Annotated in this window: 13 protein-coding genes; 8 read left to right on the plus strand and 5 right to left on the minus strand. The window is 71.3% G+C overall.

All coding sequences use genetic code 11. The annotated features are described in order from the left end of the window. The first annotated feature begins 6 nt into the window (after nucleotides 1-6). The 3 genes from leuC to E1288_RS13130 all read left to right on the plus strand — a co-directional run bounded on the left by leuC (nucleotide 7) and on the right by E1288_RS13130 (nucleotide 3,120). Nucleotides 7-1,410 carry a 3-isopropylmalate dehydratase large subunit gene (gene leuC, locus E1288_RS13120; RefSeq protein WP_132484720.1) on the plus strand — a complete coding sequence of 468 codons (1,404 nt, stop codon included), beginning with the start codon at nucleotides 7-9 and terminating at the stop codon, nucleotides 1,408-1,410. Between the two features lie 233 nt (nucleotides 1,411-1,643). Continuing rightward, a complete protein-coding gene (leuD, locus tag E1288_RS13125; RefSeq protein WP_132484722.1) occupies nucleotides 1,644-2,246 on the plus strand; it encodes a 3-isopropylmalate dehydratase small subunit in 603 nt (200 codons plus the stop codon). A gap of 232 nt (nucleotides 2,247-2,478) precedes the next feature. Continuing rightward, nucleotides 2,479-3,120, plus strand: a complete 642-nt coding sequence (locus E1288_RS13130) for an HU family DNA-binding protein (protein ID WP_132484724.1) — start codon at nucleotides 2,479-2,481, stop codon at nucleotides 3,118-3,120. A gap of 567 nt (nucleotides 3,121-3,687) precedes the next feature. Here E1288_RS13130 and E1288_RS13135 read toward each other — a convergent pair. From E1288_RS13135 to cofC, 3 genes are all read right to left on the minus strand, one after another. Next, nucleotides 3,688-4,665 carry an NUDIX hydrolase gene (locus E1288_RS13135; protein ID WP_132484726.1) on the minus strand — a complete coding sequence of 326 codons (978 nt, stop codon included), beginning with the start codon at nucleotides 4,663-4,665 and terminating at the stop codon, nucleotides 3,688-3,690. Between the two features lie 5 nt (nucleotides 4,666-4,670). After that, entirely contained in the window at nucleotides 4,671-6,959 is a 2,289-nt protein-coding gene (locus tag E1288_RS13140; protein ID WP_132484728.1) for an RNA degradosome polyphosphate kinase, read from the minus strand. Between the two features lie 114 nt (nucleotides 6,960-7,073). Continuing rightward, entirely contained in the window at nucleotides 7,074-7,694 is a 621-nt protein-coding gene (cofC, locus tag E1288_RS13145; RefSeq protein ID WP_132484730.1) for a 2-phospho-L-lactate guanylyltransferase, read from the minus strand. A gap of 136 nt (nucleotides 7,695-7,830) precedes the next feature. Between cofC and E1288_RS13150 the strand changes: the two genes are divergently transcribed. From E1288_RS13150 to E1288_RS13165, 4 genes are all read left to right on the plus strand, one after another. Next, on the plus strand, nucleotides 7,831-8,607 hold the full coding sequence (locus tag E1288_RS13150; protein ID WP_132484732.1) for a lysophospholipid acyltransferase family protein: 777 nt from the start codon (nucleotides 7,831-7,833) through the stop codon (nucleotides 8,605-8,607). Then, complete coding sequence (locus E1288_RS13155; protein ID WP_132484734.1) at nucleotides 8,594-9,601, plus strand: NAD(P)H-dependent glycerol-3-phosphate dehydrogenase; 1,008 nt, start codon at nucleotides 8,594-8,596, stop codon at nucleotides 9,599-9,601. The genes E1288_RS13150 and E1288_RS13155 overlap by 14 nt, the downstream gene beginning before the upstream one ends. Nucleotides 9,602-9,695: 94 nt before the next feature. Continuing rightward, the gene (locus E1288_RS13160) at nucleotides 9,696-10,814 is read left to right on the plus strand and encodes a cystathionine gamma-lyase (protein ID WP_132484736.1); all 1,119 of its coding nucleotides are present in this window, start codon (nucleotides 9,696-9,698) and stop codon (nucleotides 10,812-10,814) included. Nucleotides 10,815-11,304: 490 nt separating this feature from the next. Continuing rightward, nucleotides 11,305-11,775 (plus strand): cysteine dioxygenase, encoded by a 471-nt coding sequence (locus tag E1288_RS13165; protein WP_132484738.1) that lies wholly within the window; start codon nucleotides 11,305-11,307, stop codon nucleotides 11,773-11,775. An 84-nt stretch (nucleotides 11,776-11,859) separates the two neighbouring features. Here the strand turns inward: E1288_RS13165 and E1288_RS13170 are convergent, their stop codons facing one another. Then, nucleotides 11,860-12,285 (minus strand): GNAT family N-acetyltransferase, encoded by a 426-nt coding sequence (locus E1288_RS13170; RefSeq protein ID WP_132484740.1) that lies wholly within the window; start codon nucleotides 12,283-12,285, stop codon nucleotides 11,860-11,862. Next, on the minus strand, nucleotides 12,282-12,944 hold the full coding sequence (locus E1288_RS13175) for a pyridoxamine 5'-phosphate oxidase family protein (RefSeq protein ID WP_207954330.1): 663 nt from the start codon (nucleotides 12,942-12,944) through the stop codon (nucleotides 12,282-12,284). Before E1288_RS13175 ends, E1288_RS13170 begins: the two co-directional genes overlap by 4 nt. A gap of 60 nt (nucleotides 12,945-13,004) precedes the next feature. On the opposite strand from E1288_RS13175, the gene pdxR reads away from it, so the two are divergent. Beyond that, nucleotides 13,005-14,417 carry a MocR-like pyridoxine biosynthesis transcription factor PdxR gene (gene pdxR / locus E1288_RS13180; RefSeq protein ID WP_132484742.1) on the plus strand — a complete coding sequence of 471 codons (1,413 nt, stop codon included), beginning with the start codon at nucleotides 13,005-13,007 and terminating at the stop codon, nucleotides 14,415-14,417. Nucleotides 14,418-14,463 lie beyond the last annotated feature (46 nt).

Raw genomic sequence — 14,463 nt, forward strand, 5'->3', positions numbered from 1 at the left:
GCAGCGATGGGAAAAACGCTCGCGGAGAAGGTTTGGGAAGCGCACATCGTGCGCCGTGGTGAAGGGCACGAGCCAGACCTGCTCTACATCGATCTCCACCTGGTGCACGAGGTCACCAGTCCGCAGGCATTCGAAGGGCTCCGGCTGGCCGGGCGGCCCGTCCGGCGGCCCGACCTGACGCTGGCCACCGAAGACCACAACGTGCCCACCACCGGCATCGACCTCCCGATCGCCGACCCGGTGTCGCGAACCCAGGTCGACACCTTGCGGAAGAACTGCGAGGAATTCGGCATCCGGCTGCACCCGATGGGCGATGCCGAGCAGGGCATCGTGCACGTCGTCGGGCCGCAGCTCGGGCTGACGCAGCCCGGCACGACCGTGGTCTGCGGTGACAGCCACACCTCGACCCACGGCGCGTTCGGCGCTTTGGCGTTCGGCATCGGCACTTCCGAGGTCGAGCACGTGCTGGCCACCCAGACCCTGCCGCTGAAGCCGTTCAAGACCATGGCCATCAACGTCGAGGGCACGCTGCGGCCGGGAGTCACCAGCAAGGACGTGATCCTCGCCGTCATCGCGAAGATCGGCACCGGCGGCGGCCAGGGCTACGTCCTGGAGTACCGCGGCGAGGCGATCCGCAAGCTGTCCATGGAAGCCCGCATGACGGTCTGCAACATGTCGATCGAGGCGGGCGCGCGGGCCGGCATGATCGCGCCCGACGAAACGACTTTCGCCTACCTGAAGGGGCGGCCGCACGCCCCGGAGGGCGCGGACTGGGACACCGCCGTCGAGTACTGGCGGACGCTGCGCACCGACGACGACGCCACATTCGACGCAGAAGTCACGCTGAACGCCGACGAACTGACCCCGTTCGTCACCTGGGGCACCAACCCGGGGCAGGGCCTGCCGCTGGGCGAGCGGGTGCCGGACCCGGCGGATATCGCCGACGAGGGCGCGCGGTTCGCCGCCGAGAAGGCCTTGGCGTACATGGGCTTGACGCCTGGGACGCCGCTGCGCGAGGTCGCCGTGGACACCGTCTTCCTCGGTTCGTGCACCAACGGACGGATCGAGGACCTGCGCGCCGCCGCCGAGGTCCTCAAGGGCCACAAGGTGGCCGCGGACGTGCGGATGCTCGTCGTGCCCGGCTCGATGAAGGTCCGCAAGCAGGCGGAGTCCGAGGGGCTGCACGAGGTTTTCACCGCGGCCGGGGCGGAATGGCGTTCGGCCGGTTGTTCGATGTGCCTGGGCATGAACCCGGACCAGCTGACGCCGGGCGAGCGCAGCGCGTCGACCTCCAACCGCAACTTCGAGGGCAGGCAAGGCAAGGGCGGCCGCACGCACCTGGTCTCCCCGCTGGTCGCCGCCGCCACCGCCGTGCGCGGAACCCTGTCCTCCCCCGAAGACCTGAGCTGAACGCCGACGTTGAACTCGGCCTGCGCAGGTGGTCCCGTAGCGGAACCTCAGACGCCTTCTCGGTCCGGGATCCCCGAGTCCAATACGCGGCATCGGGGCAGGTTCTCCCAGAGAACCCCGGCGGGGTGGGCACGGTCTGAGAACCCGCGGGTGGTCACCGTGCGTGCGTGGGCCAAGCGGCTCCGCCGCTTCAAAGACAAGACCTGAACCACATCCCACCAGGAGCAGTGACGATGGAACCGTTCAAGACGCACACCGGGGTCGGCGTCCCGCTGCGCCGGTCCAACGTGGACACCGACCAGATCATCCCGGCCGTCTACCTCAAGCGGGTTTCCCGGACCGGGTTCGAGGACGCCCTGTTCGCCGCCTGGCGCGGGGACGAGGACTTCATCCTCAACCAGGAGCCCTTCCGCGCCGGCAGCGTGCTGGTCGCCGGGCCCGACTTCGGCACCGGGTCGTCGCGCGAGCACGCCGTGTGGGCGTTGAAGGACTACGGCTTCCGGGTGGTCATCTCCAGCCGTTTCGCGGACATCTTCCGCGGCAACTCGGGCAAGCAGGGGCTGCTGGCGGCCCAGTGCGAGCAGTCCGATGTGGAGCTGCTGTGGAAGCTGCTGGAGAACGAGCCGGGTACCGCCGTGACGGTGGATCTGGAGCGGCGGACGGTGCAAGCCAAGGACCTCACGGTGCCCTTCAGCATCGACGACTACACGCGCTGGCGGCTGCTGGAAGGGCTCGACGACATCGGTCTGACCCTTCGGCACGCCGAGACGATCGACACTTTTGAGCAGGCCCGGCCGAGCTTCAAACCGGCGACCCTGCCCGCCCACCAGGGCTGATCCAGACGCCTTTCGGGGGCGAGTTTTTCCTGTTGTGAAAGGAAAAACTCGCCTGCCGGGCGACAACTGAACAGTTGCTCCAGGAGCTCTGCGGACCCCGTTGCCCGGACGCGAATGCCCACGCCCCAACGAAAAAATGAGGCGTGGCGAATGGCATTTGCTTGTCCGGGGCTTTACCGTTGACATTGAGTCGGCCCAACGGGGCCGTTGTTGTGTCCTGGGAGGGACTGAAGTGAACAAGGCCCAACTCATCGAGGCTCTGGCAGAACGCCTCGGAGACAAGAAGACCGCCAGCCAGGCTGTGGAAAGCGTTGTGGACATCATCGTTCGCAACGTCAACAAGGGCGAAAAGGTCAACATCACCGGCTTCGGGGTTTTCGAGAAGCGGGCCCGCGCCGCACGCACCGCCCGCAACCCGCGCACCGGTGAGAGCGTGAAGGTCAAGAAGACCAACGTCCCCGCCTTCCGCGCCGGCACCCAGTTCAAGGAAGTCGTGGGCGGACAGCGGAAACTGCCGCGCGCCACCACGGCCAAGGCGGCCACCACCCGTGGTGCCACCACGAAGACCGCGGGCGCCGCCAAGGCCCCCGCCGGTACTCGCGCCAAGGCCACCACCACGCGTGCCGCCGCGACGAAGACCGCGACCCGCGCCACCACGGCAAAGGCGACCGCCACCAAGGCCGCCCCGAAGCGGGCCGCTACCAAGGCGACCACGGCCAAGGCGGCCCCGGCGAAGTCCACCGCCAAGGCGACCCCGGCCAAGTCCACCGCGAAGCGGGCGACGACGGCCAAGGCCGCCACGAAGGCGACGGCCAAGACGACCCGTCCGGCGACCAAGAAGGCGACGACGACGCGCAAGTCCACGAAGAAGTGACTGCTCGCTACTGCAGCGAGCACCAGTGGACCGAGCGGGCGGCGAGATGACCCTGCAAGGGGTTACCAGCCGCCCGCTCACGGCGTTCCCCGGTCGCCCGGTCATCGCCCCGACGTCAGGCGATGCCCGGAAAACCACTTGAGAAGGCCGTGACCGCCGGGGCCTCGGCGGTCGAACAGATTCACCCGTGGACGGCGCGCAACGTCCACACGGCGCGATCAGCGCCGGACAGCGCCCGCGCAGCACGCCACCGGCCCAGCCGGTTCGGTGCTGGTGCGGTCGCGGTCGTCAGTTGGAGCCGGGGCGTCGGCGGATCATTCGCCGGCACCGAATTCGCCGACGCATCCGTCTCCTGCACAGCCTGGTTTTGTTCCTGAAGCGGCGCAGCCGCTCAGCTCACCTGCGCAGCTGGCACCGCCGCGGGTTGTCAGGCTGTGCCCGCCCTTCTGGGCTACTGGGCGAGGCCGGGTCCCCAGCGCCGCATTGGTCATGCACAAGTCGGGGATCCCGCAGTCCAGGCGGCGTCTGCAACTCCCGCAGGCCACGCAAGAGGAGCAGGACAGGCTCTCAGGCCAGTGGGTCCGCGAGGTAGTCCGCCGCGGCCAGCCGCAGCGCCGGGGCGCTGCCGTTCCCGGAAGACCTGTCCCGGGCGAACGTCAGCGTCCAGACGCTGCCCTTCCGGCTGGCCACCTCGCCGAGCGACAGGTCGGCGGAATCGGCCAGCCGCGCCACCAGGTCCGGGATCACGCCGCCCTGGCTGCACACCACCGCCGTGCCGGGGCCACCGGCCACCCTGCGGAGCACGTCGGCGGCCGCGTCCGGATCGCCGAGATAGCCCTCTTCGGAAAAGAGCGGCTCGGACGCAATCCCGATTCCGAGGTCCGCCGCGATCGGCGCCACCGTTTGTTCGCAGCGCAGTCGCGGCGCGGAATAGATGCGGGCGGGACCGAACAACGACAACAGCGAATGCAATGCATCGCGCTGCCGCTGTCCGGCTTCGGTGAGCGGGCGCAGGTTGTCGTCACCGGCCCATTCGGACCTCTTGCCTGCTTTCGCGTGCCGCACCAGCAACACGGTCGCGGATTCGGCGGGCGACTCCTCGAATGCGTCGAGCACCCCGGCGTCCTGCGGATAGCTCAGCAGCTCCCGCGCCCGGCCGGTGGGCAGCCAGCGCAGCTCGTCCACTTCGTCGTTCGGCGCGAACGACCCGTCGCCGGCCCGGGCCGTGAAGTAGTCGACGACCTTCGGGGCCCGGCCGCCGCCGGCCACCGGCACCGAGTAGTCCACCCGGGTCAGGAATCGCGACAGCACGCAGGGAAACCCGGTCTCCTCGGCCACCTCGCGGACCGCCGCGTGCGCGGGTAGCTCGCCCGGGTCGAGCTTGCCCTTCGGCAGCGACCAGTCGTCGTAGCGGGGCCGGTGCACCAGCGCCACCTCGGTACCGCCGGCGCCCGCGCGCCACAGGACGGCGCCGGCCGCCCGGACCGGTGCGGACGCTTCTTCGTCGATTCCGCCGGGCACCGGCTGGTTCTCGGTCGTGCTCATCTTCCTCAGGACACCTTCGCACCGTGCATGCGCAGCATTTCCACCTGGTGATCGCGAACCTGCTCCCCGCTGCGCGGCGACGCTTCCCAGTCGCCCTTCGCGTTGAGCACCCAGCAGCGGGTCGCCGGGTGCAGCGCCGAATCCAGCATCGCATCGAGCTGGCGGGTGAGCTTCACGTCGGTCACCCGGACCTGGGTTTCGATCCGCCGGTCCAGGTTCCGGTGCATCATGTCAGCGCTGCCGAGCCAGTGCTCGTCGATGCCGACGAAGTGGAACACCCGGGAATGCTCCAGGAAGCGGCCCAGGATCGAGCGCACCTCGATGTTGTCGCTGAGCCCCTCCACACCGGCCTTCAGCGAGCAGATCCCGCGCACCACCACACGCACCGGCACGCCGGCCAGCGAAGCCCGGTAGAGGGTGTCGATGATCTGCTCGTCGACCAGCGAGTTCACCTTCATCCTGATGCCGCACGGCAAACCCTGCCGGGCCCGCTCGATCTCGTCCTCGACGCGCTCCACGATGCCGTTGCGGATGCCCTGCGGCGACACCAGGATCCGGCGGTACTCGCCGTGCCGGGCGTAGCCGGTGAGCACGTTGAACAGGTCGGTGAGGTCTGCGCCGATCTCCGGCGAGGCGGTCAGCAGGCCCAGATCCTCGTAGATCCGCGCGGTCTTCGGGTTGTAGTTGCCGGTGCCCAGGTGGCAGTAGCGGCGGATCGTGGAACCCTCCTGGCGCACCACGAGCGCCGTCTTGCAGTGCGTCTTCAACCCCACCAGGCCGTAGACGACGTGCACGCCGGCGCGCTCCAGCGTCCGCGCCCACTGGATGTTGGCCTGCTCGTCGAACCGCGCCTTCAGCTCCACCAGCGCCACCACCTGCTTGCCCGCCTCGGCGGCGTCGATGAGCGCGTTGACGATGGGGGAGTCGCCGGAGGTCCGGTACAGGGTCTGCTTGATGGCCAGCACGTGCGGATCCGCCGCGGCCTGCTCGATGAACCGCTGCACCGACGTGGAGAACGAGTCGTAGGGGTGGTGCACCAGCACGTCGCCCTCGCGCAGCGTGGAGAAGATGCTCTTCGGCGTCTGCCCTTCGGCGAACGCCGGGTGCGTCGCGGGCACGAACGGCGATTCCTTGAGGTCCGGGCGGTGCAACCGGTCCAGCTGGAACAGGCAGGACAGGTCCAGGAGTCCCTTGACCTCCACCACGTCGTGCTGGTCGACCTCCAGCTCGCGCAGCAGGAGTTCGAGCATGTTCTCGCTCATCGTGTCGGTCACTTCCAGCCGCACCGGCGGCCCGAAGCGGCGGCGCGCGAGTTCCCGCTCCATGGCCTGCAGGAGGTCCTCGTCGCGGTCCTCCTCGACCTCCAGGTCGGCGTTGCGGGTGACGCGGAAGATGTGGTGCTCGGCGACCCGCATCCCGGGGAACAGCTTCCCGAGGTGCGCCGCGATGAGTTCCTCCAGTGGCAGGAAGGTGGCGTGCTCGTTCTCCCGGTCGGTCTCGACGCGGATCAGCCGCGGCACGTTGTCCGGCACCTTGACCCGTGCAAAGCGGCGCAGCCCGGCGTCCGGGTCGGCGACGGTGACCGCGAGGTTCAGCGACAGCCCCGAGATGTAGGGGAACGGGTGCGCCGGGTCGACCGCCAACGGGGTGAGCACCGGGAAGATGTGGTCCTCGAAGTAGCGGGTCAGCCTGTCCTGGTCGGCGGTTTCCAGCTCGGCCCAGCGCAGGATCCGGACGCCGTGCGCCGCCAGTTCCGGCAGCAGCTCGTCGAGGAAGACGCGGCTCAGCTTCTCCATCAGGTCCTGGTTGTGGGCGGCGATCCGCACCAGCTGCTCGTGCGGGGTGAGCCCGTCGGCGCTGCGCACCGAGAGGCCGGTCTCCTCGCGGCGCTTCAGCCCGGCGACCCGGACCATGTAGAACTCGTCCAGGTTGGACGCGAAGATCGCGAGGAACTTGGTGCGCTCCAGCACCGGCTGCGACTGGTCCTCGGCGATCGCCAGCACCCGCGCGTTGAAGTCGAGCCACGACAGTTCGCGGTTGAGGTACCGGTCTTCGGGCAGGTCGGTGGTGGCCGCCGCGCGGGTCACCGCGGGCGGGGCGGAGGGCACCCGGGCACCGTCGGCGGTGTTGCCGGTGGTGTCGACGGCGCGGTCGGCGGTCGCCGGCGCCTCGGGAGCGACCGGGTTTCCGGTGCGGCGGGCCGCGCGAGGCGTCCGGCCGTTGGAGGTCCGCTTGGCTGGCTGCTTCGGGATCCGGTCGCTGCTGTCGGTGCTCACCCTTCCATTGTCGCTCATCCGGGCGGTTCTCCTCGACTTCTGACGTGCGCGTGTGATGTTCACGGTTGTGGATGAACATTCACGTACGAGCCGCTTAACGCCGCGTCTCGCGCGGCCGCCCGGAGGGCGTCGTCATGACACCCGGCGGGCCGTGTGCGGGCCGAGGCCGAGCGCCGCCGCGGCGGCCAGGTCGGCCTCCGTGTCGACGTCGCAGCGCAGCGAGTCCCACTGCCCCAGGAGCGTTTTCGCCCCGGAGTCGGCGTGCGCGTCCGCCGAGCCCGGCCCGAACCGGGGCGCGAGCGGCCCGCCGGGCTCCGCCAGCAGCAGCGTGGTGCCGGTGCCGTGCCGGTCCGGGCAGAACGAGCGGTCGTCACCGGCGGCGGCGATCGCGGCGTCGAGCTCGGCGGGTCGCAGGGCGGGCAGGTCCGCCTGCAGCGCGCCGATCCGCGTCGCGATCCCGCGCCGCCGCAACTGGGCGTCGCCGTGCCGCAACGCGGCGTTCAGTCCGGCCGCCGGGGTGTCCGGGAGCACCTCGACGCCCTCGGCGGCGAACGTCTCGGTGAGCGTCGGGTCGGAGGTCACCACGACGACTCCGGCGACACCGGCCGCCCGGCGCGCGGCCGTCACTGTGTCCAAGGCCACGGCCGTGACCAGGTCGGCGTGCGCCGCGCCCCGGTCGGCGGCGCCGAGCAGCCGCGACTTCGCCAGGTGCAGCGGCTTGATCGGCACTATGAGGTACAAACCTGCGGTCACGTCTTTCATCTTGCCGTCGCGCGGCCTCGGACCGGCACCGCTCCGGCGGCATTCGGCTTCCGCCGTGCGGGATGTCCGGCGGCCCGGCCCGGCAGGTAACTTGTCGGGGCGCTTGCGACCAGTTGAAGGAGATGCCGTGGCGGAATCGAAGAGCCTCCGGCGCCAGCGGAGGCAGACCAGCGAAAAGGCGCAGGGCATGGGCAAGTTCTGGCTCGGCCTCGCCCGCGGTGTCTTCTACCCGTTGACCGCCGCGCTGGCCCGCACCAAGGTGACCGGGCTGGAGCGCATCCCCGCCGAGGGCCCGGCGCTGCTGGTGTTCAACCACGTCTCGCACCTGGACCCGATCTTCGACGCCGTCACCGTGCACCGGGCCGGCCGGGTGCCGCGGTTCCTCGCGAAGAACACGCTCTGGAACGTGCCGGTGCTCAAGAGCGTCCTGGTGGGCGTCGAGCAGATCCCCGTCTACCGCGGCACCGCCGACGCGCAGAAGAGCCTGCAGGACGCGCACAACGCGCTGGAGCGCGGCAAGGCGATCGTGATCTACCCCGACGGCACCATCACCAAGGACCCGGACGGCTGGCCGATGACGCCGAAGGTCGGGGTGGCGCGATTGGCGCTGGCGCACGACATCCCGGTGATCCCGGCCGCCCGGTGGGGCACCCGCGGCATCTACGACCACTACAAGAAGCGGTTCCGGCCGTTCCCGCGCAAGACCGTGGAGCTCGTCTTCGGCGAGCCGCTGGACCTGTCGGCCTACCGCGGCATGGAGAACGACACGCACGCGCTGCGCGAGGTCACGCAGCTGGCGATGACCCGCGTGCGGGAGCTGCTCGGCGAGATCCGCGGCGAGCAGCCGCCCGCCGAGTTCTACAGCAGCGCCCGCAAGAGCCGGGGCGACGATGGCGCGGCCTGAGCGGATCACCGTCCTCGGCGCCGGATCCTGGGGCACCACGTTCGCGAAGGTCCTCGCCGACGCGGGCAACGACGTAGTCCTGTGGGCGCGGCGCGCGGAGGTCGCCGCGGCGATCAACGAAACCCGCTGCAACGCCGCGTACCTGCCGGACATCCCGCTGCCGTCGACGTTGCGCGCCACCGATGACGCCGCCGAGGCGGTGCACGGCGCCGGCGCGGTGGTGCTCGCGGTACCCAGCCAGACGTTGCGCGAGAACCTCGCCGGCTGGCAGCCGCTGCTGCCGCCGGAGGCGACGCTGGTGAGCCTGGCCAAGGGCGTCGAGCTGAGCACGCTGAAGCGGATGAGCGAGGTGATCGGCGAGGTCGCGGACGTGCCGATGGAGCACGTCGCGGTGGTCTCCGGCCCCAACCTGGCCAAGGAGATCGCCGCCGAGCAGCCGACCGCGACCGTGGTGGCCTGCCCGGACCACGAACGGGCCGTCGCGCTGCAGCACGCCTGCTCGACGCCGTACTTCCGGCCCTACACCAACACGGACCTCGTCGGCATCGAGATCGCCGGGGCGTGCAAGAACGTGATCGCGCTGGCCTGCGGGATGGCCGCCGGGCTGGGCTTCGGGCACAACACGATGTCCTCGCTGATCACCCGCGGCCTGGCCGAGACGACCCGGCTCGGCGTCGCGCTGGGCGCCGACCCGATGACGTTCGCGGGCCTGGCCGGGCTGGGCGACCTGGTCGCCACCGCCATGTCGCCGCTGTCGCGCAACCGGACCTTCGGCGAGCGGCTGGGGCGCGGCGAAACCCTGGCGCAGGCGCAGGAGGCCGCGCACGGGCAGGTTTCCGAGGGCGTGAAGTCGTGCTCGTCGATCCGCCAGCTGGCGGCGCGGCACGGCGTCGAGATGCCGATCACGGACGTGGTGCACCGGGTGTGCCACGAAGGACTCGCGCCCGCGCCCGCGGCCGCCGAACTGCTCGGCCGCGAGCGCAAGCCGGAGTGACGGGCGGCTTCCCGAGGTCGTGAGCGATTGTGGTCGCCGGAGCGGCCATCACCACTCACGACAACCGTTACCGCGAGGGGGCACCGAACTCGCGATGGGAGAACTTGTGAGCACATCGGATCTTGGCGACGGCACGCGCTGCGTGCGCGGCGGGCACCCGGAGCCGTCCGGGGGGACGCCGCTGCTGCCGGGCCCGGTCTTCGCCGCGCCGTTCCACCTGGGCGAGGACGTCCAGGCCGCCGATTTCTACGGGCGGGCGGGCAATCCCACCTGGCGGGCGCTGGAGTCGGCGATCGGCGACCTGGACGGCGGGCACTGCGTCCTGCTGCCGTCGGGCATGGCGGCGATCAGCACGCTGCTGCGCGCGGTGCTCCGCCCCGGCGACGCGCTGATCCTGCCCAGCGACGGGTATTACGCGACGCGCCAGTTCGTCAGCGACGAGCTCGTCGAGCTGGAGCTGGACGTCCGGGAGATCGACACGCCTGGCCCCTGGCACGACGACGTCTTCGCCGGGGTTCGCCTGGTGCTGCTGGAAACCCCGTCGAACCCGGGGCTGAACGTCTGCGACATCGCCGAGCTCGCGGAGCGCGCGCACGCGGCGGGCGCGCTGCTGGCGGTGGACAACACGACGGCGACGCCGCTCGGGCAGCGGCCGCTGGAGCTGGGCGCGGACATCGTGGTGGCCAGCGACACCAAGGCCCTGTCCGGGCACAGCGACATCCTGATGGGGCACGTGTCGGTCCGCGACGAGGAACTGGCGCAGCGGCTGGTGCGGGCGCGGACGCTCTCCGGCTCGATCCCCGGTCCCTTCGAGACCTGGCTGGCGCACCGCAGCATGGGCACGCTGGACCTGCGCCTGGCGAGGCAGGCAGAGAACGCGGCGGCGCTCGTCGAGGCTCTGCGCGAGCACCCGGCGGTGTCCGGGCTGCGCTGGCCGGGATTGCCCGGCGACCCGTCGCACGAGCTCGCCCGGCGGCAGATGCGCCGCTGGGGCGGGGTGTTCCGGTTCGAGCTGGCCGATGCGCGGGCGGTCGAGGAGTTCGTCCGGCGCAGCGAGCTGGTCGTGGCGGCGACGAGCTTCGGCGGCCTGCACAGCACGGTCGACCGCCGGGCCCAGTGGGGCGACCCGGTGCCAGAGGGTTTCGTCCGGTTCTCGGCGGGCTGCGAAGACCCCGCCGACCTGGTCGCCGACGTCCTCCAAGCCCTGGCGTAGCCGTTTCCCCGCCCCGCGCGGTGAGGTGAACGGCCCGTTTGTCTCGTCTATCGAGGTGAGCGGGCCGTTGGCTTCGCGGCGTCAGGAGTGGGTGCCGCTATTTCGGTGAGGTGAACGGCCCGTTCGTCTCGTCTATCGAGGTGAGCAGGCCGTTGACTTCGCAGCAGCCCGCGAGGTGCGCCGCTGTGCAGGGTGAGTCGTCAGCCTCTGCAGCCACTCCAGTGCTCGCGGGCAGGCGGGATTCGTCACCGTGGTGTGAGATCTTGCGGGTTCGAGTTGACGCGGGTCCCCGCGGGCTGGTTCAGTTCTCCACGTGTTGCTGCGTGCTATGACTGATCGACGGGGTCACATCGACCTGCGCCGCGTCGCCAGCGCGCTCTGTCTGTGTTCTTCGTGTTGATCGTTCTCCCGTAATTCCCGGGCGTTTCCGGGCGCGCACGCACGCGCGCCGACGGCCCGGGGCTCATCACGATCCCGAAGGACATCTGCCGTGTTCGCCGTTCCGCCGAATACCGTTGCCGCGCCCGCCGATCTCTCCATCGCGCACCCGGTCCGCATCGCCCGGGAACTCGCCGCCGACCGCGGCTCGTGGACGCACCTGCTGCGCTACGACCCCGACCAGCGCTGGTCGGGCCTGCTCACGCGCACCGAGAGCTACGAGGCGTGGCTGCTGAGCTGGCTGCCCGGCCAGCACACCGAACTGCACGACCACGGCGGCGCCACCGGCGCCTTCACCGTGATCACCGGCAACCTGACCGAGCGCGTCGTCCAACCCCAGGGCACCGAGGTGCTGCACCCGCTGACCGCGGGCCAGTCCCGCGTCTTCGGCCCGAACTACGTGCACCAGGTGCACAACAACGGGCCGGACCCGGCGGTGAGCGTCCACGTCTACCGCCCGGCCCGGGCCCGGATGACCCTCTACACCCACGACCCGGTCACCGGCCTCCACCAGGCGCGGTGACGCGCGCGGGGCGCCCGGGGGACCGGGCGCCCCGCGCCGCAACGGCTTTCGCACCGTGTCCACAATCGACCCGGCCGCGGGGACTCAGGCCCCGGGCGCGGGTTTCGAGAAGTGGAAGGACGCGATCGCGAATCCCGTCCCGAGGTAACGGCGGTGCGCGTCGTGGCGGTGCGTGCCCGAATCCAGGTGGATTTCCCCGATTCCGAGCCTGCGGGCCTCCGCGTCGATCCAGTCGAGCAGCGCCTTCGCATGCCCTTGCTTCCGGGCCGCCGGCAGGGTGACGAGGTCGTCGACGTACAGGTAGTGGCCCCACGCGAACGACCGCCCGGTGCGGAACCCGGCGACGGCGGCGACCTCGCCGTCGCCGTCGAGCGACGCGATCAGCCGGTAACCCGCCGCCCGCTGCTGTTCCGCCTGCGCCCGGAACTCCTCCGGCGAAGCCAGATCCGGCCGCAGCTCGCGGAGCACCGGGTAGGCGGGCTCGACGTCTTCCAGTTCCACGACGCTCATGGCCGGTACTGCCGCTCGCCGACGTGCCGCGGCACCTCGAACCCCGCAGGCAGGTCCGGCGCGGATTCCGGCGCGCCCCAGTGCATGCGCAGCGGCAGCACCCCGGCCCACGCCTTGCCCGCCTCGACGTCCTCGGTGTCGTCGCTGGGGCCGCCGCTGCGGACCTTCACCGCGGCTTCGGCGAGGTCGACGGCGAGGACCGCAGTCGCGGCAAGTTCCCGCTTGTTCGGCTGCCGCGCGTGGTCCCACGAACCGGGCGCGAGCTGTTCGGTGATCACCCGCAGCGCCCGCAGCTTCTCGTCGTCGTCGACGACGTTCCGGGCGCGCCCGTGGATCATCGCGGAGCGGAAGTTCACGGAGTGGTGGAACAGCGAGCGCGCGTAGACGATCCCGTCGAGGTGGGTCACCGTGACGCACACCTCGACGCCCTCGGCGGCCTCCCGCAGGCTGCGCGCGCCGGTCGAGCCGTGCACGTAGAGCGTGTCGTCGCTGCGTCCGTAGCCTGTGGGCACGACCCGGGGCGAGCCGTCGACCAGCAGGCCGAGGTGGCAGATCAGGCCGGCGTCCAGGGCGGCGTGCAGGGCGCTGCGCTCGGTGCGGGCCCGGTCGCTGCCGCGGCGGATGGTGGTCCGTTCTGTGGTGGAGAGCTGTCGGGTCACGAGGAACAGGATCTTTCAGCAAGTGGCATTATCGAAGTGCCAATCAGGGAGAATTTCGAGATGCCACATTCCGTGCCCGCGGCCAGCTCCCCGCTGCTGGAGCTGGCCATCGACCTGCGCCGCGACGATCCGCGCCCGCTCGCGGTTCAGCTCGCCGACGCGTTGCGGCACGCCGCCACCCTCGGCCAGCTCCGCGGCGGCGACCGCCTGCCGTCCACGCGCGCGCTCGCGCGACACCTCGAAGTGAGCCGCACGGTGACCGCCGCGGCGTACGAGCAGCTGCACGCCGAGGGCTGGATCGCCGGCCGGCACGGCTCGGGCACCTACGTCACGACCAGCCCGCCCGGATCGCGGACCGGGGCCACCGCCGGCGCCGAGCGCGGCGCGCGGCAGGCGGACGAGCCGATGGTGGTGCTGACGCCCGGTGTGCCGTGGGCGGGCGGAGTCGACCGGGCGGCGTGGCGGCGGGCCTGGCGCGCGGCGGCGGACACCCCGCCCGACTCGAAGCCGCATCGCGGCGGGTCGGTCGAATACCGCGAAGCCATCGCCGAGCACCTGCTGCGCCACCGCGGTCTGGTCGTCGGCGGGCTGACGGTGGACAACGTGCTGGCCACCGGCGGCACCACGGCGGCGGTCGTCGAGCTGGCCGGCTCGGTGCTCCGCCGCGGCGCGACGGTCGCCGTGGAGGAGCCCGGATATCAGCGGGCGGTCGGCGCGCTGCGGTCGGTGGGCGTGCGGGTGGTGGCCGCACCGGTCGATCACGCGGGCATCGTGGTCGATGCCATTCCGCGCGGCGTGCAGGCGGTCTACTGCTCGCCCGCGCACCAGTACCCGATCGGCGGCCGGTTGCCGGCGGAGCGCCGGATCGCGCTGGTGGAGCGGGCGCGCGCCGAGGGCTGGCTGATCATCGAGGACGACTACGACGGCGAGCTCCGCTACGACGTGGCGCCGCTGCCGGTGCTCGCGTCGATGGCCCCGGACGTCGTCGTGCACCTCGGTACGACGAGCAAGATCCTCACCCCGACCCTGGGCGTGGGCTGGATGCTGGCGCCCGACGACGTCGCGTCTTGCGTGCTGCAGCACCGCGATCGCACCGGGACCAGCCCGGCTCCGGCGGGGCAGCGCGTGCTGGTGGAGCTCGCCCGGCACGGCGACCTCGGACGGCACCTGCGACGCCTGCGGCGGGAGCTGTCGCAGCGCCGGGCGTTCGTGGTGGAGAAGCTCGCCGCCGAAGGCGTCGAGGTGTTCGGCGACCGAGCCGGGGCGCACGTGGTGCTGCCGCTGCCGGACGCGAAGATCGAGCAGCACGTGGTCGCGATGGCTGCGGAGCACGGACTGGTGCTCGACGGGCTGCGGCGGCACCACTGCGGTCCGCAGCAGTGGTTCGGGTTGGCGCTCGGCTACGCCGCGTGCTCGCGCGATGAACTGGAACGCGCGCTGCCGATCCTGGCCCGGCTGTGCGGGAACGCGTGAAACAGCTCGCTCGCGGCGGGGGAGCCGATCGGTTCCGCTGCACGCC

Origin of the sequence: Saccharopolyspora elongata (genome assembly GCF_004348985.1) — a bacterium.
In the GTDB taxonomy this organism is placed as follows: Bacteria; Actinomycetota; Actinomycetes; order Mycobacteriales; family Pseudonocardiaceae; genus Saccharopolyspora; species Saccharopolyspora elongata.